A 19,379-nucleotide genomic window follows, 5' to 3' on the forward strand; every position below is an offset into this window, starting at 1 on the left:
GCATCATGTCAGAATTCAATAACGTCACCATCGTCAAGCGGGCCAACGTCTATTTCGATGGCAAAGTGAATAGCCGCACCATTAAATTTGCCGATGGCTCTTCGAAAACCTTGGGTTTTATGCAGCCGGGCGAATATACCTTTAACACGGCCGATCCCGAATTGATGGAAATACTGGCAGGCGAACTGCAAGTGTTGTTGCCTGGCAACGATGCGTGGCAAGCGGTGAAAGGCGGCGAGTCTTTCAATGTGCCTGGCAATGCCGCTTTCACGATGAAGGTAAGTGTTGCCAGCGATTACTGCTGTTCTTTTTTGAAGTAAGCGCTGGATGGAAAAGGTAGCGATTTTTGTCGATGTGCAGAATATTTACTACACCACCCGGCAACGCTACCAGAAACATTTCAATTACAGTGCGTTTTGGCAGCAGGCAACCGCAGGTAAGCAGGTCGTCGCTGCCATTGCTTACGCCACTGATCGTGGTGACAGCAAACAGCAGGGTTTTCAGAAAATCTTGAAAGATATCGGTTTTACCGTCAAATTAAAACCCTATATTCAGCGCCGCGATGGTACCAGTAAGGGCGATTGGGATGTGGGAATCACCTTGGATGTGATGGACTACGCCGCGCGGGCTGATCGTATTATTCTATTGTCCGGCGACGGCGATTTCGAATTGTTATTGCAAAAGGTGCGCAGCGATTTCGGTACTGCCAGCGATGTTTATGGGATTCATAGTTTAACCGCGCCGGCCTTGATTCAGGCCGCCGACAATTTCATCGCCATTGCCGGTGCATTATTGCTGTAAGACGTTTGGGCGTTTTACTTATTGTTTGTCGGCGTTTTCTTCTACCAATTCTTTGCCTTTCTCTGCGGAACTGGCGGCTTCTTTGGGTTCGGCAGCATTTTGATTTTTTCTGCGGGCAAAGGTGTCGGGTTCGTCGCTACCGAATAAACCGCTAATTTTTTCCCACATCGAGCGTTCCAGATCGCGTTTTGGTACTTCGACACTGGTTTCCGTGGATTCCTTGACAACCGGCAGCGAGCTGGGTCTAAAGTCGCCTTGCACGCCCATCAAATTGTCACCGTTGAAAAATAAAGACACCCGTTTTTGCACCCGGTCTTCGCCGCCCGGTTGTTCGGAGTACAAATAGTCCCAGCGTTTTTCATGAAAGGCATCCGACAGCATAGGCGAACCCATGATATACAAGACCTGGCGCTTGGTCATATTAGGCCGCAATTGGTTAATCATGCTTTGATCGATGATATTGCCTTGCTCAATATCCAGGGTGTAAACGCCAGGCAAATTAGTGAGGATGGTACTGCAAGCGCTGATCGATAAACTGGTGACGGCGGCTAGCAAAAAAGTCGATTTTTTCATGAGAAGAGAATGGAGTCTGACGACAAACGATGGGCCATTATCCCATAATTCTGTCAGCGGCTTGGCGCAAAAAACGATACAATGTCGCGGATTATCGGTTTAAAGGAGGGGGCTTGTGGAAACTCAGGATTTGCGTAATGCGGGCTTAAAGGTGACCTTGCCCAGAATCAAAATTCTGGAGATTCTGGAAAAACAACAGGACGATAGGCATTTGTCGGCTGAGAAGGTCTACAAAATCTTGTTAGCGGAAGGCGAGGAAATTGGCCTGGCGACGGTTTACCGGGTGTTGACCCAGTTCGAAGCTGCCGGCTTGGTCAACCGCCATCATTTCGAGGGTGGCAACTCGATATTCGAATTAAATAGCGGCGGCCACCATGATCACGTCGTCTGCATGAAGTGTGGAAAAGTCGACGAATTTACCGATGAAGTCATCGAAAAACGTCAATCGGAAATTGCCCTGAGACTGGGCTATACACTGACCGATCACAGCCTTTACCTTTACGGTTATTGCGCCGCTTGTAAACCCCCAAAAGCCTAAGCATGTTTAAACCTCTCATCCTGTATATCGGGTTGCGCTATACCCGTGCTAAAAAACGCACTCAATTTATCTCGTTCATCACCTTAACATCCGTGCTTGGTATCGCCCTGGGTGTCACGGCCTTGATTACCGTGCTGTCGGTAATGAACGGATTCGAAGCCGAATTGCGCGAGCGCATCCTGGGCATGACCGCGCACAGCACAATTACCGGCCGCTTCGGTCAACTGGATGATTGGCAAGCTTTAGAGCAACGTACTCGCAGCATGCCGCATGTCGAAGGTGCCGCACCGTTTATCCATGGCCAGGTGATGGTGAATGCTGACCGCCAAGTCAGCGGCACTTTGTTGCAGGGCGTGTTACCCGAATATGAAGCCAAAGTGTCTGAAGTGGCCAATAAAATGATGTTCGGTAGCTTGAACGATTTGGTCCCCGGCGAGTTTGGTATTGTCTTGGGGGCAGAATTGGCAAGTTATTTAGGCGTGATGATGGGTGACAAAGTCACCATCATCACTCCGCAAATCAACTCCACGCCGGCCGGGATTCTGCCGCGCATGAAACGCTTTACCGTGGTGGGCGTGTTCAAGGTCGGCATGTATGAGTACGACCGGAATATGGCTTTGATGCATCTCGAAGATGCCGGCAAATTGTTCAGATTGGAGTCGGCAGTATCCGGTTTGCGTCTAAAGCTGGATGACTTATTCAATGCCCCGCGCATCACCCAAGGCTTGGCCGATACGCTGGGCGACGAGTTTCGGGTCAGCGACTGGACCAAGGCCCACAGCAACTTCTTCCGTGCCGTGCAAACCGAGAAGCGGGCAATGTTTATCATTTTGCTGCTGATCGTCGCAGTGGCGGCGTTTAACATTGTATCCACGCTGGTGATGGTGGTCACCGACAAGCGCGGCGACATCGCGATCCTGAAAACCCAGGGTTTATCCAACGGTTCGGTGATGGGCATTTTCATTGTCTTGGGCTGCATCATCGGCAGCATAGGTACCCTACTGGGAACCGTCGGTGGCGTGTTGCTGGCGCTGAACGTCGAAACCATTGTGCCAGCCATCGAAAAAGCCTTTGGCGTGCAGTTCATGGCTGCCGACGTCTATTACATCAGCGAAGTGCCGTCAAAACTGATCTGGACCGATGTGTATTGGATAGCCTGCGTGGCGTTTTTATTGTCCTTGCTGGCGACGCTGTATCCAGCTTGGCAGGCGGCGCGTATCAATCCTGCCGAGGTGTTGCGTTATGAATAATGCCATCGTATTGCAGTGCCAGCAGTTAACCAAGCGTTACGAGCAGGGCGATTTGAATGTCGAAGTGTTGCGCGGCGTCGATTTGGCGATTCATGCCGGTCAGCGCGTCGCCATCATGGGTGCATCCGGCTCCGGCAAAAGCACCTTGCTGCATTTACTGGGCGGCCTGGAAAAACCCAGCTCCGGCTCGGTGATGCTGGATGGCGCCGATTTGAACAAGATTAGCGCCGGCAAACTGAGTCAGCTTCGTAATCGTTCACTGGGGTTTATCTACCAGTTTCATCATTTGCTGGGTGAATTTAACATCCTGGAAAATGTGGCAATGCCGCTGTTGATCGGCAACCAATCGATCAAGCACGCCCAACAACAAGCTGCCGAGTTACTCAAGCGTGTCGGCTTGGGGCATCGCATGCTGCACAAACCCGGCGAATTGTCCGGTGGCGAGCGGCAACGCGCTGCTGTAGCCCGGGCTTTGATTAATCAGCCTAAATGCGTGCTGGCCGACGAGCCGACGGGTAATCTCGACAGTAAAACCGCCGAGCAGATTTATCAGCTGATGTTGGAGTTAAACCAGGAATTACAGGTGAGTTTTTTGGTGGTGACGCATGATCCGGAATTGGCGGGAAGGATGGATAAGGTATTGTATATGGAGGATGGGGTGATTGTGCCGGAACGGGTGCATCATTCCTGATAATTCAAGTCGTCGGGATTATGTGTCGCTAGCGCGACGGCTGGTTTTAATGTCGGGTCTCGGCCCGACAGCCGAGTAACTTTTCTTTGTTTGGCCAAAGAAAAGTCACCAAAAGAAACGCCACCCGGATGCCGCTTTAATCCTGCGCGCCGAAGCTTTTATCGAGGGTCGACAGAAGGGGCTTCCCAGCCCCTCCGCCGACGCAGCGCATCCATGCGCTGCCCCTTCGGGCCGTTCTCGATAAAATCTCCGGTGCTCGGCGCGGCATACGGGAGGCCCCCCGCCCCAATTCCGCAGCTTATTGTTTACGAAATTATGTAGGGCGCATTAGCGATAGCGTAATGCGCCGAATGATTAAAGGCCAACATACGGCGCAATACGGCTACGCCTATTGACGCCCTACCAATTTCAACTTACGGCCTTATTCTCGCCAAAAGCTCCGGTGCTCGGCGCGGCATACGGGAGAAAACCGTCCCGGTATTAAAAGTCGATTAATGAACAAATTATGTAGCCTCGATGGAGTGAAACGAAATCGAGGTTTTGATAGCTTCGGTTACCCGGATTTCGCTATGTTTCATCCAGCGGAATCGCTACATGCATCGTCGGGTCTTGAAAACTTATATTGGAACGCGCTCAAAGGAGTGTGCAATTTCCTGAAGCGCGTTAATTGTATTTGGTAAGAATTCTCCATGAGAAGTAAGAAGCTTATTGCGAGAAAGTTCAGCCAAAGCATCAGAAATCCGCCTTGACTCAGACAGTCGCTCAAGTTCACTACGCCAGATTGATTCGCTATTTCCAAGAACAAAATTCGGAGAAAGCTCGCAAACTATCTCTTTTAGCAGGTAATACATTCTTGGCGAAATTTCGTAATTGATCATAAAACTTTGTTGAAAATCCGACTCATCTATGCACTGCATTGGCACGAGGGTAAAGTAAGAGAGTCCGAATTCTGACGCATTGCATGGAGCATGGAATATTACTTCTAGCAGTATATCTATCCATATATGATCCAAAGTAAGTTTTCCACCGTCTTCCCCTTCAGACCATGATGCTAGTTGCGCCATCCCTCTGGGACGCTGAGGGTATCCATTTGGGTTACCCTGGGAAGAGTTGAATTTAACCTCTGTAGCGAGCTTTCCCTCATGGGCCAATGAGCATCTAAAATATTTGTATAGTATGTCAGTAATGTCTGTTTCTTTGCCTCCGACGACGCATGTAAACCCTGTTGAGAGAGAATATTCCGGTGGTTGATAGTCATAAAGTAAAATTCTACGAAGTCGTCCACCAAGAAAAAGCTTGAAAGCTAAATGGTCTTTTTTCGTACCCTCTGGAAAAACCTTTCGAGCTGAAGCTCCGATCGCAAGCAAAATAAGTGTAAATGCGCCTACATGACGATTGTGTTCCGCTAGAAATATAGCGTCATTGACTTGTTGGTGAATACTCACTGGTTATTGCCAAATAGTGGATTGTTATGAATAACGGCCTACATTCATCGAGGGTATTCGGAGCCATCAATTCCTCAATTCCCTTTCACGGCATTAACGCTAGATTTTTTATAAAACGAATTTACTTCAAATCTCGGGATGGTTTTTTCTCCCGTATGCCGCGCCGAGCACCGGAGCTTTTGAACGGACTAGCCCGTAGGGGCGATGCAGGGATGCATCGCGTTGCCGAAGGGGCAGGAAGCCCCTTTCGGCAACCCCGTTCAAAAGCTTCGGAGCGCAGGATCAAAGCGGCATCCGGGTGTCTTTTCTTTTGGATACTTTTCTTTGGACAAGCAAAGAAAAGTATCTCGGCTGTCGGGCCGAGACCCGACATTAAATTAAGCCGTCGCGATAGCGACACATAACCTTATCCGGCTGAATAAACCGGAAACCTAGCACACAACAAATGCACCTTCTCCCTAACCGCATCAATCACACTCTCGTCTTCCAGGTTATCCATCACATCGCACATCCATTCCGCCACTTGGCGAACTTCGTCTTCCTTGAAGCCGCGCGAGGTGGGGGCAGGGGTGCCGACGCGGATGCCGCTGGTGACGAAGGGTGACTGTGGGTCGTTGGGTACCGCGTTTTTGTTGACGGTGATGTGGGCCCGGCCTAATGCGGCGTCGGCGGCTTTGCCGGTGATGCCTTTAGGGATGAGCGAGACCAACATCAAATGGTTGTCGGTACCGCCGGAAACCACATCAAAACCGCGTTTGATAAAAACCTCCGCCATGGCTTGGGCGTTTTTCACGACTTGCTGCTGATACGTTTTAAATTCCGGGGTCAGGGCTTCTTTAAACGCTACGGCTTTGGCGGCGATCACGTGCATCAGCGGACCACCCTGGATGCCGGGGAAGATGTTGGAGTTGATCTTTTTTTCCAGGTCCGGATTGCTTTTGCACAAAATCAAGCCGCCGCGTGGGCCACGCAGGGATTTGTGGGTGGTGCTGGTGACCACGTCCGCAATCGGCACCGGATTGGGATATAAACCCGCTGCGACTAGGCCGGCGACATGGGCCATGTCTACAACGAAGTAAGCGCCGACTTTATCGGCGATGTCGCGAAAACGTTGCCAGTCCCAAATGCGCGAATACGCCGAGAAGCCGGCAATGATCAGTTTCGGTTTGTGTTCCAAGGCCAGCGCTTCGACCTGTTCATAATCGATTTCACCGGTGTCTTTGTTCAGGCCATACTGGATGGCGTTGTAGATTTTGCCGGAGAAATTGGGTTTGGCGCCGTGAGTCAAATGGCCGCCGTCGGCGAGGCTCAAGCCCAGGATGGTGTCGCCGGGTTGAATTAAGGACATGAACACTGCCATATTGGCTTGTGAACCGGAGTGAGCTTGCACGTTGGCGTAATCGGCGCCGAACAATTCTTTGGCGCGGTCGATCGCCAATTGCTCAACGACATCGACGTATTCGCAGCCGCCGTAGTAGCGTTTTTCTGGATAGCCTTCGGCGTATTTGTTGGTCAGCACCGTGCCCTGGGCTTCCAAAACTCGGGGGCTGGCATAGTTTTCCGAGGCGATCAGTTCGATATGGTCTTCCTGGCGTTGGCGTTCTTGTTCCATCGCTTGAAATAGTTCGTCGTCAAAGCCTTTGATGGTCATCGATTCGCTAAACATGGGGTCTCCTAAAGTAAGTTCGGGTTATTCGTGGGGATGCAGCAGCAGGACTTGCAGGTCGGCGACATTGGTGCCGGTTGCGCCGCTGAGCAGTAAATCGTTCGCCGCTTGCAAGGCAGGGTATGAGTCATTATCGTCGAGCAGGGCCGCTGGGTCGAGTCCGGCGGCGCGGATGCGTGGCAAAGTGCCGTCATCGACGATGCCGCCGGCGGCATCGGTAGGGCCGTCGCGGCCATCAGTACCGCCGCTGAGAAAGGTCCAAGCGCCGTTCAGCCCGTATTTTTCGGCGGCCAACGCGAAGGCAAGAGCCATTTCCTGATTGCGGCCGCCCTTGCCATTTCCCTTTAAGGTCACAGTGGTTTCGCCGCCGGCGATCAAGGCTGTTGGTTGCGTCATGCCGGCTGCTGCGGATAGTGCATGCAGTGCTATTTGCTCGGCAACCAAGCGCGCTTCGCCGCTCAACTGTTTGCTGTAAAGCTGGGTGTCATAGCCCAATTTGCGTGCTTTGTCGATTGCAGCGTCAACGCTAATGGCATTGCTGCCAAGCAAATGGTGGCTCGTCTGCCGGAAGAGCGGGTCACTGTCTTTAGGCGTTTCGATTTGCAAGCCTTGAGCGCCTTGTTGCAAATAGTTTTGCACGCTGGATGGTATTTTCTGCCATATGCCGAACGATTCCAATACTGCGACGGCGTCTGTGAAAGTGGTGTCGTCGGGCACGGTGGGGCCACTGGCGATGGCGCTTAAATCGTTATCCAGTACGTCGGATAGAATCAGTGCATGCAAATCGGCGGGCGCGGCAAGCCTGGCTAAGCCGCCGCCTTTGAGTTGAGACAGATGTTTACGGACGCAATTGATCTGATTGATGGTTGCGCCGGAGGCCAGTAATAGACGGGTGGTGGCGATTTTATCCGCCAAATTGATGTCGGCGACCGGGTAGGGCAGCAATGCCGAGCCGCCGCCGGAAATCAACACTAATACCAACTCGCCGGGATTCGTGTCGCTCAGGCGGGTGGCGATGGTTTTTGCCGCATGCAACCCAGCAGCGTCCGGTAGCGGATGGCCGGCGCCGAATACCTGACAATTTTCGACGACATCAATGTTGTCGTAATTGGTTACGACAATGCCTTTAGCGACAAGCCAAGACTCGGGAATTATCGTTTGTGCCGCATCGGCCATTGCGCAAGCAGCTTTACCGAATGAAATTAAATGAATGCGTCGCCAGTCGCCGCTGCGGTAGCCGGTTTGTTCCGAACCCATATGCAGCAGTTCGCTATCGGCTCTGAGAAAACGTTTTACGGCAAGATACGGATCAGCCGCCGCAACGCCGGCGCGAAAAATGGCGGCTGCGTGTTCACGATAACTTGGCTGGACTGCGGACATATCGATCCGGCAGAACCTTAAGCCATGGCTTTAGCGAGTGCAAAGATGATTTCCGCGTCGAACACCTGCTTATTGCTTTCAAATAGCTTGGTGATACAGGCGCGGTGTAAGGCTAGTTTTAGCGCGCCGAAGCCGATGGCGCCCCAGACGATTTTGCCGTGTCGCTGTTCGCCTCTATCCAGTACGTCCGTGCCGCCAATGCCGACAGGCGGCGTGGCGTTGGCGTCCGCCAACAATTGCAAATTTGGATTGTTTTGCCAATGTTCCGGCTTTAATAATTGGACACCGGCAGCACCGGTCGCTAATACGACGTTGGCGTCTTGGATGGCGGCTGCGCGACTGTCGTAATCGGCGGCTTCTAAGGGTGTCAGATCTACGCCGAAACGCTCCTTCATCGCGAAGCAGGCTTTTTCCGCGTTAAATATGTGTCGGGACGTGATACTGACATGCGCGCCTTCCAGCGCCATCATTGCCGCCGCACGTTGACCGACCGGACCTGTACCAGCTAATACCACCGCTTTTTTGCCGGCCAGGCTTGCGCTGCTGCTCAGTTTGGCGACGGCGGCGGCGGCTGTAGTGTTGCTGCCGTTACTGTCCAGCATCACCGAGACTTGAAACCCGGGGAAAAAATGTTTTTGCACCGCTATCAGTAAACGCTGGCCGGCCTCGATATTGCTGCCGCCGATAAAAATCGCCGTGTTTTTTTTGTCTTTGGGGGCGCGAGTGAAGATCGTACCGTCGACCAGGCCTCCGACGTTATCGGGGGTAATGTTGCCGTAACCAATGACATGGTCCGCGCCGCCGTCGTAAGCGACTACGGTATCGAAAGCCGAGGGATGGGTGTCGGTGTCGAACTGGAATAACAATTTTTTCATTAAGCTACCTGATATGAATAGTGGTGGCCCGGTGGGAGAAGGTTAGCCGCCGGCATTATACAGAATAATATTTACCTCGCCGCAGAATCCAAGCGGGTTTTGGCAGGCAGGAATTAGTGATTGTTTGCTCAAAAACTTTATGTCATATTGGAAAAGCCTGCCGTTGGGTCGGGTGTGGAAGAATCCAATCAATAAAGAGGAACGCAGATGAAAACGCCCGTGGATATTGCTGTAACAGGTGCAGCTGGTCAGATTAGTTACTCCTTGCTATTTCATTTGGCGTCTGGCGAATTGCTGGGGCCGGATCAGCCTATCGTGCTGCGTCTGTTGGAAATTCCACCGGCTATGAAGCAGTTACAAGGCGTGGTGATGGAGTTGAACGATTGCGCGTTTCCGTTGATCAACAAAATCATCATTACCGACGATCCGAAAGTGGCATTCGATAACGTCGATTACGCCTTTTTGGTAGGGGCAAAACCGCGCGGACCGGGGATGCTGCGTAGCGATTTGTTATTGGATAACGCGCAGATTTTTATCACCCAAGGCCGGGCGCTGAATGAAGTAGCCAACCGGAATGTCAAGGTTTTAGTGACCGGCAACCCGGCCAATACTAATGCTCTAATCGCTATTCATAACGCTCCGGATTTAGCGCCGGAGTGTTTTACGGCGATGACCATGCTCGATCATAAACGTGCGATAAGTCAGGTGGCCGAGAAATGCGGGGTGCTGAGCAGAGACGTGAAAAACGTGGCGGTTTGGGGTAACCATTCCTGCACTCAATATCCTGATTTACATCATGCCAAGGTCAAGGGCATGGATGTATTCTCTTTGGTCGAGCAATCCTGGTTTGTTGATGAATTTATCCCCACTGTGCAGTACCGAGGTACGGAAATTATCAAAGTACGCGGCCAGTCCAGCGCGGCGTCTGCGGCGCATGCGGCGATTGAGCATATGCGGGTTTGGGCCTTCGGTACCGATCCGGGGGACTGGGTGAGTATGGCGGTCGCATCCGATGGTAGCTATGGTGTTGCGGAAGGATTGGTTTATTCCTTCCCGGTGACGGTGGTGGATGGGCAGATCGGCATCGTTAAGGGCTTGGATCTTAACGAGTTCAGCTTGGCAAGATTGCGTCAAAACGAAGTAGAGTTAAAAGAAGAGCGACAAGCCATCAAACATTTACTCTAAATTGTCCGAATGCGGGAGCTCTGCGGCTATTCCGCGCGGCTGGGCTTATCGAGCATCACTATCGCGGTATGGCGTAATAACTACCGCTCCATTATTTGTTGCTGATGTTATCTTGTGTTTACGTCGGCGGGTCTCTCGGCTAGCCGATTCGTAAGGCGCCGCCATCCGTGGCAGCTTGTTAACGACTGGTAAAAAGCGCTCCATCCCTCATCCAGCGAGAGAGTTTTTTAGCGCGTCCTTAAAATCTTGAATGGGTCGGGGGCTTTAATTGATACCCCGGAAATTGTTTGGGTGGGGCAGGCAACAAAACAGTGCTTTATTATTTTTTAGATAAAGCAATAGGTGTGCCAATTATGAATTCCCGTTCGGCGGGGCGTGCACGAGGGTATGAGTGCTGCCAAACTACCGGTTTTAAGGCTTATGCCGCAATGGCAAGGGATATGCCGTATTTTTGGGTATATTGAATTGGCACCGTATCGGTAACGGATAAAACTCAGCGGGTTGCTGGGTCTGCAACGGCTAACGAACCTCCGGAATTGCCGTGTACGTCTATCCATAAGTACGGCAATGCCAACTGTTCCAGCCAGCTTGGGCCTTGTTCTTCCTTGAGCATGGCGATGGTTGACGCGCTGCCGGCCACTACGCAGAATTCGCCGACGACACTGACAGATGCCAAATGCCGAACCGGCCAGCCTGTTTTCGGATTGAGGATGTGTCCGTAGCGCTGGCCGTTGACGATAATGCAGCGCTCATAGTCCCCGCTGCTGGCGACAGCGCCGCTATGTAGCGTCAAAGTACTTGCTAATGCCTGCCTTTGGCGGGGGTGATGGATACCCACTCGCCAGGCAGTGCCGTCCGGACGTGGGCCTATCAGTTTGATGTCGCCGCCCAGATTGATAAAGCCGTGGCGAGCGCCGGCATTCCGTGCAATTACCGCAGCCCGGTCTACGGCATATTCTTTGACAATGCCGCCAAAATCCAACTCCATGCCGGCCAATGGGAACTCTAATAGCGGCGCCTGCCAGCGTAGTTTGTCCCATCCAACTTTTTTCAATAGTGTTTTAATTAGTTGTTCATCCGGCAACTGGCCGGACTCGAAACGCCAAGCCTGCCGTAAAATTCCGGACGTGATGTCGAACAGGCCGTCGCTTTGTTGATGACAGGTTGCAGCATAATTCAGTAAGCCAGCCGTTTCCTCATCCACGGTAATGCGGCCTCCCATGGCTGCGACTTGATTGATGCTTGAAAGCAGGCTGTCGGGTTTATACCGGGAATACAAGCCCTCCAAGCGTTGCACGTCGGCTGTTACTATATCGGCAATACGCTTGGCCTGTTTATGCTCCGTGGCAATCAATTGGATTTCGCATTGAGTACCCATAGCCTGGAATGGGAAGCGAAATAAGGATGTTGGGCTCACGATTAATCTTTGTCGGTTTTAAAGGCTGATGGAATATTAACTCCGTATTTTTTTTATTAGAGCCAGGTAAAGCGCTAGATGCAGTAAACTGGGTAGAATATATTTTAAGTCCTTCATACCAAAATACCCCAAACCCAAGGTTTTTCTAAATAAATGATGCGCGCTAGGTAAATCGTTTTTCCAATAAAACTCATAAGCTCTTTGCAATAACTGGCCTTTTGTCAAAAGATCGGTTTTAGCTTTACCCAGCGTTTGCGATATTACGGGAAAATCTCGCAGCAAGCCTTTTTGCACGCCCCAATGATTTAGTATGGCCCTAAGTCGGTTGCTGGAAATTTGTTCGCCTTGTTGATGGTGATAATAAGCCAATACTTCAGGAACGCGGACAATATGGGCGAACATTGCAATTCTGATCCACATATCGAAATCTTCAGCGGTTAGCCAGTGTTCGTTAAAACCTCCAACTTGATCGATGGCAAATTTGCGCGTCAATGCGGCGTGAATTGGCCAAGGGCAACTGCGCAACAAAACGGCAAACTTATCATTTTCTTCGTAATCAGGCGGAATATAAGGTTGGGATTTTTCTGCGCTCAGACCAATATTTTGCCAGCCGCAGTATGCGAGTACGCTATCCGGTTTTTCTTCAAGCTTATGATGAAGCTTTGCCAGAAACTCAGGGTGCCAACTGTCGTCGGAGTCCAGAAAGGCGATAAATTCTCCCGATGCGGCTTCCAATCCGCGATTGCGCGCAGGGCCGGGGCCTTTATTCTGTTGGGAAATAACTAATATATTTTGATACAGCGTTGTTATTGTCTGCAAAACCTCTAGCGAGTTATCCGATGAACCGTCGTCAACGACTATCAATTCGAAATTCTTGAAAGTTTGTTGATACAGATTGGCGATGGTTTTTTCAATGATATGTGCCGAGTTATAGCAAGGCATAATCACGGAAATGAGTGGTTTAGCTTGAGATATATCAGTAGTTTGTCGCATACTGGATTCGCCTGAATCAGGCCGTTGATTGTGCGAAATTTATTTTAAATCAAATTGTGGCAATTCGAGCTTTTACTGGAATATTGCCTTTAGCTGTTGGCGCCATTCCCAGAGAATGCCTTTTATACGTTGATTTAAGGTTTGCTGTTCAAAGCCTAGCAAACGCAGATGGGCATTATTAATTTGTCCCAATAATCCCGATAGCAGATCAAGTTCTTGATCAGAAATCGCCGCCGGGCCGTAGGCCAGCGCAGCGTTGGCGATGTTCAAAAATTGCTTAGCGTATTTTTGGCTGGAAAATTTTTCAGCGACGGAGATACGGGCGTTGGCGGTGAGTTTTTGAGCCAATTCCGGGTCGTCCAGCAGGCGCAAAATGGCCGTAGCGGTGGAATTTTCATCCCCCGGCTCGACCAAAATGCCGTCGTGTTCGTTAACGATGCACTCCCGTAGACCCGAACACGCCATCGCGACCGCTGGCGTACCCAAAGCCATTGCCTCCAGAGCGGCAATGCCTTGGCCTTCAAAAATTGCCGTGGAGAGAAATATAGTGCTTTGTGCCAGCAGGGCGGCAATGTCATCTCGCGGTCCGAGTATATGTAACTTGTTGCTTAATTGGCCACGCTCTAATTCGTCTTCCAACAGGCGTACAGCTTCCGGTTCCTGTTTTGGGCCGGCGATAAGGAAATAACAATTCGATTTAAACGTAACGACCTTGGCGGCTACTCTGGCAAAGGCAGCAAAGTCCTTTTGCGCAGAGATGCGGCCCACGCCGATTACCAATTTCGAGTCTGCGGAAAGGCCCAATTCCGCGCGAATATCGGTTGAAGACGACTTCGCAGAACTACGCAATTCTTCTATATCGATGCCGTTGTAGAGCGTATTTATTCTGTCTGGGGGCAAATGTTCCGATAGCGATTTAGCAACGTCGTCTGATACGCCGATGATGCGGCTGCTCAATTGTTTTAAAAGGTGAATATAGCCGCCGGTGCCAATGCTGGATTCATAACGGGACAAATCTTCTGCAAATGGAGCATGAATATGCCAAATGGCCGGTACTCTTTGACGGGCAGCTGCAATACCGGCATGCAGTAAATGACCGGTGTTAATGTGAATAATGTCAGGGTTTTCCTGCTGTATCAACGTAATTAAATTGTCTAATTGTGCAAAAGAATCTCCGTAAAACTTAAATTGCGCCCGCTCTGTTCGGCTTAAGCAGCAGGAATATGGGACCAGCCAGTAACGAATCGCTTGAGACTGCAAATATTCCGTGACATTGCCAGCTTTGGGCACCACCGCGATAGGTTCGACGCCTAGTTTTTTTAATGCGACCATCAAGGTGCAGGTGGTTTTGTCAACCCCGTTTTTTAAATCACTATTATGGAAAATATGTAGAGTTTTCATTTTTTATACGGAGAAAACAAACGAACAGCTATGGTCTGATAAACACAATAAAATAAAGCCAAAGTTGCATTTAGATAATCCTTCTTCCGCCAGAAGGCGAGTAAATAAGTTTTCTTGTTGTGTGCGAGTAAGTATCTAAATAATGGTATCCTGATCGCTAAATTGACACGATTGAGGTAGAAGCTTTCCAGTACCGATATATTACCTTGGTATATATATAAATTTTTGTTGAGCCAAGCTGTTGAAAGGGTTTGAGCATAATGTGCAATTTCAGATTTTGACAAGTTGTCATGGAATACAAGGTCTGGAAAATTTGTCATCCCATAATCCAGGTACCAATCGCCAATAGTTTGTTGAAATAAAGGTAATGGGTTGGCGTTTAAAATTATTCCTGGCATAAAATAGCTTACAGCTCCATCGATAATGTTAAATTCGTTTCTAATTGCCAAATATCTACCCAAGTATCGCCCTGCTGCCACCCCCAGCTCTGCTAAATTGCCTTTTAAGTTGTCTAATAAAGAGCGATGATGAATAAAGTGACTAGACTGCACACGATTTTTTCCAAGTAGAGTGCTACGTGTCCAAACTGGATGGAATTGATTATCTAGAGCCGGTTGACCTTTTTCATCGCATGCTTCGCTAAAATAGCGAGTATCCGGCATAAATGAAATAGATGTTTTGTGCTGGATGTGACTAGCCAGGATTTTCAATATTACATCGATATTGAATCTAAAATTGTCTTCCAAATATGCAAAATAAGCACCTTTAGCCCTATGCAATGCCGTGTGCCACGCAAGGCCGTTTTCATCGAAAATACAATCATGAGTGGCAAGTAACGGGATAAAAGGTTTCAGGCTAAGTTCTGGTTTGACCGAAACTACAATAATTTCTATCGAAAACTTGGCCTGAGCCTTCAAGGCGAAGGCTTGTTGCAGACGTTGATTGAAATCTTCGCCAGCTTGGTTATAGGTGACGAATAAACTTACCGCTATCTGATTGCTGGGGATAATCGCCAGCGTAGTGGCGTTCAGGGCGGGGTCTAGGTTTTCGATGCCGCGGTAGGCATTGAGTAATGCCGCCAACCAAGGCTTGTCGTTGGCGAGTAGTTGTTCGCGCAAGGTTTCGCAATAGAGCTCCGGCTTTTCCAGCCACAAGACCAGCGCCTTGTTAAGACGGTCTCCCGAGGTAGCGTCTGGCAGATTCCGCCAGGTGCGATACAACAATGACGGTCCCTGCTCGGGTAATAGTTGTTTGATTCTTTCGTCTTGCCATGTGCCGGTTGGAAAAGAACAAATAACCGTTTTTGCGGTGTCCGCAGCTCGTCGTGGATCGTCTAATAGCAGTTGGTTAAATCCCGCATCGCGAACCTCCGCTACCGACGCACACTGTGCTCGCGCTTTGTGGTGTGTAGTACTGGCTGGATTTAAGCGCCAGATGAACAGAATTTCCGGCAGATTCGCGAACCGGCATCCCGCCAATTGCATGCGCATAAATACGTCGTAGTCGGGTACCAGACAACTGCGGTCTACGGAGTAGCCACCCACTTTTTCCAATGCGTGTCGTCTAATCATCGTGGTGGGATGATGCAGCGAAAAAAAAGCGTACATCAACACCGAAATTCTATCTGAATCAATAGGGTGCGTATCGATACCAATATCTCGACCGTCGGCGTGCAGCATTCGCCATTGGCTACCGACCGCGTCAATGTCTGGATGCTGATCGAGGAACTGTTTCTGTAGCTTTAATCGATCAGGGAGGGAAATATCGTCGGAGTCCATGATGGCGATATATTCACCTTGGCTTTCGGTAATGCCTCTTTGGGTTGCTGCACCTATGCCGGCATTGACTTGAGTGATGAGTTTAACGCGCGAATCTTGTTGGGCGAGATTTTTCAAAATCTCCGGGCTGCCATCGGTGCTCCCGTCATCGACGATCACCAATTCAAAGTCAGTAAAAGATTGCGACAGAATACTCTGAATGGCTTCCGTTAAATACCGTTGAGTATTGTAAACGGTCATGATGACGCTGATAGCGGGCAGGGAGATGCTATTAGCAGACATATATTAAATCAAGCTGCTGGGCGCAGTTTAATTCTTAACTCGGGCGGACATTCACCAAATTTGTTAATAAAGTAGTGATTTATTCCATAAAACTGAGCAATATAAAATGGATCATTAAATCGGTCGAATACTTGTTTTATCCACATACCAAATGCCCAATAACGCTGTTTTAGCGTTAATGGTGCTTTCCATGATAGAAATGCGAGAGAAGGGAAGCAGGCCTTAATGGTTTTTAGAATAACTGCGTGATGCTCGCTAGTGGGTAAATGCCGTTTTGACCATAAAAGCAGGTTACGGGTCATATAATATTTCCATAACGGAGATTCACCGCCAAACGATGCGGAAACCTTATGCCAAATTTTCGCGTCTGGTACGGAGTAATTAATTAACCCAGCTTTCCTGGCGCGTTGGCACCAGTCGTTCTCTTCGAAATTTAAAAAGAATAATGGCTCCATCAAGCCTATTTTTGAAATGACATCTTTGTGTACAAACAGGGCGCAACCCACGGCATACTCTACTTCGTAGGGGTTATTGCTTGGTAATTCCTGAGCGGATTTACCGAGCCCAATATGATTGAGATCAAGAATAGTTGAGTCCCAAAAACCGCCCGCAGCCCAAATTACCTTAGGATTATCGTAATAGTAGCTCGCCGCACCCAGAATGCCTGGATTAGCCAAGGAGTTATATGCGTCGTGAAATGCTTGTAAGAGGTTGGGATCGACGATAATGTCGTTGTTTAACAATACAACAGCGTCGGCGTCTTGATCCAGAGCGTAACGAATGGCCCTATTATTCCCTTCGGCAAAACCTAAGTTGGCTCCATTTTCTAATACAAAGACATCCGGATATTCGGCGCGTATAGTCTTCACGGAATCATCACTGGAACCATTGTCGGCGACGATAATATTAAAATTAGGATGCTTAAGGAGCTGTAGCGAGGATAAACACTCCAAAGTGTCTTTTTTGCCGTTCCAATTTAATAGGATAACCGTTAATTTATCAAACGATATTGATAGGTCATTTTTCATCGACTTATTTCTGTAGACGCCAGCCTATGTTTCTATTATATAGATACCTAAGATAATGAGATATATTCAATGGATTTGGATGGGTACGCAAAGTTTTTCGCTCTTTATTCGGATCATTCAAGGCATTAAATGTTGCTTCGAGATATGCATGACCCCATTTTTGGTCTGGTTCGAGATGGTTCCCTTCAGCCCATTCATTCCACGCATTAATAAAGACTAATTTCGGTATTTTAGAGTCAAATAAAGAAGCTTTTTGAATTGAACTTGCAAGCCATTGCTCGTATTTATCAGGCGTTGAGTTAATAAAAATTGCAGCATTTTTTTTCTTCCTAGCACTATTATCCCAGCAGGGAGTGACTCCCGGAAACCTTACATAATCAGGATTTTTCTTTCGCATCATGCTGGTAGCTAAAGTATCATAATCTACCACTTGGTTATCACTAAAAACCTTAGGGAATAATCCGATATTGGATATTTTTTTAAGTAATTCAGTCCTAAACAGCCTTGGTCCAAGGTTGGCCCAGTCTGGAGCAAATTCTATTGCTGCGTCGAAACCAATAGTTTCAGGGTTAATGTTGTTTACAAAGCTTTCTACTCTGACTAGATAAAGATCGCCGATGCCATTTTTAATGGCTTCTGCTCGCCAAATTTCAGCAGTTTTTTTGGGGTCTGGTAACAATTCAGTCCGATAAACTAGAAACAAAGGTTTTCCGTCAATTCTTATATAACGTGGGTCACGAAAAGCACTAAAAAGTGAATGAATATGATCTATATCATCTTCATGGCTATACTTTTGTTTTAAAAGCACGTCTTTTGATCCGCCACTCCAGGTTCTGGTCCAGTTCTCGTTAGCCCAACAAAGACAAAATGGAAAATCAGGCTTCCCAGTATTTAATATTTCATTGACAGGATGTTCGAGTATCCGTCTCTTGTTGAACCAATAATGATAATAACAAAAACCCGAAATTCCATACTTTCCGGCAAGCTCAGCTTGTTGTTGCCGTACTTCCGGTAAACGCAAATCATAAAAACCAAGATCTGCAGGTAGATGAGGCTGATAATGACCCGGAAATAATGGTCTTGCTTTTGTGACATTCGTCCATTCAGTGAACCCTTTGCCCCACCATTCATCGTTTTCTGGAATTGGGTGGAATTGGGGGAGGAAGAATGCAATTGCTTTTACTGGGTTATCATTCATGAATTAGGCGCGATGTATTAATTTTTGAAATAAACTTGTAAAAGGGCCAAATCTATTTTTTTCAAGCCAGTCAATTTTAGATTTTAGCAACATATTTTGCTTGTTTAGTTCTGATAGTTTCGAGACTAATTGGTCTACATTGTCTAGTTTCGTATACAGAGACTCTTCCGTATTTGATGTGGGTATTGCTTTTACTATAAATTGATATGTATTGGACTCTGGGTTAAGATCGTTAATCCAGTCAAAAAAAGATTCATCTTTTGCAGAAGAGCAATGCACATTAAATTCAGTTTCTTCTGGGGTCCTAATGACGCGATCCCATAAAATAATATGGTATCCGGCATCTTCAAATAATTTTATTATATTTTTTTTAGTAAAAAATCGTATATGAGTATTGTCTAGTAGTCCATATTTTTGGTAATCAAATCTCCCGTGAGCAAGTTCCCAGCATATTGCTGAGTGACTAATGTTAGGTATGGATGCAATTACAACACCATTCTCATTAAGAAAAGGAAGTATTTTTTTTAGAGTTGCTAAAGGATCTATCAGGTGCTCTAATACATCAACGAAGAGAATGGCATCGAAGTTTTCATTTTTTAGTGCTAATGATAAATCAATTTCCTCAATGCTTCCAATTATAACGTCTTCGCAATATGGTTTAGCATCTACTGCAGCTGACGGATCTATTTCGAGTCCTGTAACTCTGCAGCCCAAATTTTCTTTCAATATTCTAGATTGAATTCCGCTAGCACAACCAATTTCAAGTACCTTTGAATTATTTTTTATCCATTTAATAACTTTTTTAGCTGGGTGGTTTTCGTTATCTGGAATTTCATATATATACTTTTTAGAGGTCACTTTTTTCTCTCAATGTAATA

Annotated in this window: 18 protein-coding genes; 6 read left to right on the forward strand and 12 right to left on the reverse strand. The window is 48.2% G+C overall.

Annotated features, from left to right (window positions below):
- Window positions 1–5: 5 nt before the first annotated feature.
- Together DDY07_RS03430 and DDY07_RS03435 are read left to right on the forward strand one after the other, a co-directional pair.
- Window positions 6–320: a pyrimidine/purine nucleoside phosphorylase gene (locus tag DDY07_RS03430; RefSeq protein ID WP_171694816.1), complete on the forward strand. Its 315-nt coding sequence runs from the start codon at window positions 6–8 to the stop codon at window positions 318–320.
- A gap of 7 nt (window positions 321–327) precedes the next feature.
- Window positions 328–801, forward strand: a complete 474-nt coding sequence (locus tag DDY07_RS03435) for an NYN domain-containing protein (RefSeq protein WP_171694817.1) — start codon at window positions 328–330, stop codon at window positions 799–801.
- A gap of 18 nt (window positions 802–819) precedes the next feature.
- Here the strand turns inward: DDY07_RS03435 and DDY07_RS03440 are convergent, their stop codons facing one another.
- Window positions 820–1,374, reverse strand: coding sequence for an outer membrane protein assembly factor BamE (locus tag DDY07_RS03440; RefSeq protein WP_171694818.1), 555 nt, complete (start codon window positions 1,372–1,374; stop codon window positions 820–822).
- A 115-nt stretch (window positions 1,375–1,489) separates the two neighbouring features.
- Between DDY07_RS03440 and fur the strand changes: the two genes are divergently transcribed.
- Genes fur through lolD form a run of 3 tightly spaced genes read left to right on the forward strand, consistent with a single transcriptional unit; the run spans window position 1,490 to window position 3,853 of the window.
- Entirely contained in the window at window positions 1,490–1,912 is a 423-nt protein-coding gene (gene fur / locus DDY07_RS03445) for a ferric iron uptake transcriptional regulator (protein ID WP_026146882.1), read from the forward strand.
- A gap of 2 nt (window positions 1,913–1,914) precedes the next feature.
- Window positions 1,915–3,162, forward strand: coding sequence for a lipoprotein-releasing ABC transporter permease subunit (locus DDY07_RS03450; protein ID WP_171694819.1), 1,248 nt, complete (start codon window positions 1,915–1,917; stop codon window positions 3,160–3,162).
- Window positions 3,155–3,853, forward strand: coding sequence for a lipoprotein-releasing ABC transporter ATP-binding protein LolD (lolD, locus tag DDY07_RS03455; protein WP_171694820.1), 699 nt, complete (start codon window positions 3,155–3,157; stop codon window positions 3,851–3,853). The genes DDY07_RS03450 and lolD overlap by 8 nt, the downstream gene beginning before the upstream one ends.
- A 617-nt stretch (window positions 3,854–4,470) precedes the next feature.
- On the opposite strand, the gene DDY07_RS03460 is transcribed toward lolD, so the two are convergent.
- The 4 genes from DDY07_RS03460 to DDY07_RS03475 form a co-directional block, all read right to left on the reverse strand.
- Complete coding sequence (locus tag DDY07_RS03460) at window positions 4,471–5,298, reverse strand: hypothetical protein (RefSeq protein WP_171694821.1); 828 nt, start codon at window positions 5,296–5,298, stop codon at window positions 4,471–4,473.
- A gap of 406 nt (window positions 5,299–5,704) precedes the next feature.
- Window positions 5,705–6,964: a serine hydroxymethyltransferase gene (gene glyA / locus DDY07_RS03465; protein WP_171694822.1), complete on the reverse strand. Its 1,260-nt coding sequence runs from the start codon at window positions 6,962–6,964 to the stop codon at window positions 5,705–5,707.
- Window positions 6,965–6,988: 24 nt separating this feature from the next.
- A complete protein-coding gene (locus DDY07_RS03470; RefSeq protein WP_171694823.1) occupies window positions 6,989–8,344 on the reverse strand; it encodes a glycerate kinase in 1,356 nt (451 codons plus the stop codon).
- Window positions 8,345–8,361: 17 nt separating this feature from the next.
- Complete coding sequence (locus tag DDY07_RS03475; protein WP_171694824.1) at window positions 8,362–9,219, reverse strand: NADP-dependent methylenetetrahydromethanopterin/methylenetetrahydrofolate dehydrogenase; 858 nt, start codon at window positions 9,217–9,219, stop codon at window positions 8,362–8,364.
- 207 nt (window positions 9,220–9,426) lie between these two features.
- Here DDY07_RS03475 and DDY07_RS03480 point away from each other — a divergent pair, with 207 nt between their 5' ends.
- The gene (locus tag DDY07_RS03480; RefSeq protein WP_033158994.1) at window positions 9,427–10,404 is read left to right on the forward strand and encodes a malate dehydrogenase; all 978 of its coding nucleotides are present in this window, start codon (window positions 9,427–9,429) and stop codon (window positions 10,402–10,404) included.
- A 493-nt stretch (window positions 10,405–10,897) separates the two neighbouring features.
- On the opposite strand, the gene DDY07_RS03485 is transcribed toward DDY07_RS03480, so the two are convergent.
- The 7 genes from DDY07_RS03485 to DDY07_RS03515 all read right to left on the reverse strand — a co-directional run bounded on the left by DDY07_RS03485 (window position 10,898) and on the right by DDY07_RS03515 (window position 19,359).
- Window positions 10,898–11,782 carry an FAD:protein FMN transferase gene (locus tag DDY07_RS03485; protein ID WP_171697690.1) on the reverse strand — a complete coding sequence of 295 codons (885 nt, stop codon included), beginning with the start codon at window positions 11,780–11,782 and terminating at the stop codon, window positions 10,898–10,900.
- A gap of 75 nt (window positions 11,783–11,857) precedes the next feature.
- A complete protein-coding gene (locus tag DDY07_RS03490) occupies window positions 11,858–12,814 on the reverse strand; it encodes a glycosyltransferase (protein ID WP_216614700.1) in 957 nt (318 codons plus the stop codon).
- 72 nt (window positions 12,815–12,886) lie between these two features.
- The gene (locus DDY07_RS03495; RefSeq protein WP_171694825.1) at window positions 12,887–14,215 is read right to left on the reverse strand and encodes a glycosyltransferase family 4 protein; all 1,329 of its coding nucleotides are present in this window, start codon (window positions 14,213–14,215) and stop codon (window positions 12,887–12,889) included.
- Window positions 14,212–16,275 carry a glycosyltransferase gene (locus tag DDY07_RS03500; protein WP_171694826.1) on the reverse strand — a complete coding sequence of 688 codons (2,064 nt, stop codon included), beginning with the start codon at window positions 16,273–16,275 and terminating at the stop codon, window positions 14,212–14,214. The genes DDY07_RS03495 and DDY07_RS03500 overlap by 4 nt, the downstream gene beginning before the upstream one ends.
- An 8-nt stretch (window positions 16,276–16,283) precedes the next feature.
- Window positions 16,284–17,303, reverse strand: a complete 1,020-nt coding sequence (locus tag DDY07_RS03505) for a glycosyltransferase family 2 protein (RefSeq protein WP_171694827.1) — start codon at window positions 17,301–17,303, stop codon at window positions 16,284–16,286.
- Between the two features lie 4 nt (window positions 17,304–17,307).
- Complete coding sequence (locus DDY07_RS03510) at window positions 17,308–18,501, reverse strand: glycoside hydrolase family 99-like domain-containing protein (protein WP_033158991.1); 1,194 nt, start codon at window positions 18,499–18,501, stop codon at window positions 17,308–17,310.
- A 3-nt stretch (window positions 18,502–18,504) separates the two neighbouring features.
- Window positions 18,505–19,359 carry a bifunctional 2-polyprenyl-6-hydroxyphenol methylase/3-demethylubiquinol 3-O-methyltransferase UbiG gene (locus tag DDY07_RS03515; protein WP_051670439.1) on the reverse strand — a complete coding sequence of 285 codons (855 nt, stop codon included), beginning with the start codon at window positions 19,357–19,359 and terminating at the stop codon, window positions 18,505–18,507.
- Between the last annotated feature and the right edge of the window lie 20 nt (window positions 19,360–19,379).

It is taken from the genome of Methylomonas sp. ZR1 (assembly GCF_013141865.1).
Classification (GTDB): Bacteria; Pseudomonadota; Gammaproteobacteria; order Methylococcales; family Methylomonadaceae; genus Methylomonas.

Bases quoted from the DNA above. Each gene is read 5' to 3' on its own strand.
- DDY07_RS03430 (WP_171694816.1), top strand. From the start codon at position 6: ATGTCAGAATTCAATAACGTCACCATCGTCAAGCGGGCCAACGTCTAT.
- DDY07_RS03435 (WP_171694817.1), top strand. From the start codon at position 328: ATGGAAAAGGTAGCGATTTTTGTCGATGTGCAGAATATTTACTACACC.
- DDY07_RS03440 (WP_171694818.1), bottom strand. From the start codon at position 1,374: ATGAAAAAATCGACTTTTTTGCTAGCCGCCGTCACCAGTTTATCGATC.
- DDY07_RS03450 (WP_171694819.1), top strand. From the start codon at position 1,915: ATGTTTAAACCTCTCATCCTGTATATCGGGTTGCGCTATACCCGTGCT.
- lolD (WP_171694820.1), top strand. From the start codon at position 3,155: ATGAATAATGCCATCGTATTGCAGTGCCAGCAGTTAACCAAGCGTTAC.
- glyA (WP_171694822.1), bottom strand. From the start codon at position 6,964: ATGTTTAGCGAATCGATGACCATCAAAGGCTTTGACGACGAACTATTT.
- DDY07_RS03470 (WP_171694823.1), bottom strand. From the start codon at position 8,344: ATGTCCGCAGTCCAGCCAAGTTATCGTGAACACGCAGCCGCCATTTTT.
- DDY07_RS03475 (WP_171694824.1), bottom strand. From the start codon at position 9,219: ATGAAAAAATTGTTATTCCAGTTCGACACCGACACCCATCCCTCGGCT.
- DDY07_RS03480 (WP_033158994.1), top strand. From the start codon at position 9,427: ATGAAAACGCCCGTGGATATTGCTGTAACAGGTGCAGCTGGTCAGATT.
- DDY07_RS03485 (WP_171697690.1), bottom strand. From the start codon at position 11,782: ATGGGTACTCAATGCGAAATCCAATTGATTGCCACGGAGCATAAACAG.
- DDY07_RS03490 (WP_216614700.1), bottom strand. From the start codon at position 12,814: ATGCGACAAACTACTGATATATCTCAAGCTAAACCACTCATTTCCGTG.
- DDY07_RS03495 (WP_171694825.1), bottom strand. From the start codon at position 14,215: ATGAAAACTCTACATATTTTCCATAATAGTGATTTAAAAAACGGGGTT.
- DDY07_RS03500 (WP_171694826.1), bottom strand. From the start codon at position 16,275: ATGTCTGCTAATAGCATCTCCCTGCCCGCTATCAGCGTCATCATGACC.
- DDY07_RS03505 (WP_171694827.1), bottom strand. From the start codon at position 17,303: ATGAAAAATGACCTATCAATATCGTTTGATAAATTAACGGTTATCCTA.
- DDY07_RS03510 (WP_033158991.1), bottom strand. From the start codon at position 18,501: ATGAATGATAACCCAGTAAAAGCAATTGCATTCTTCCTCCCCCAATTC.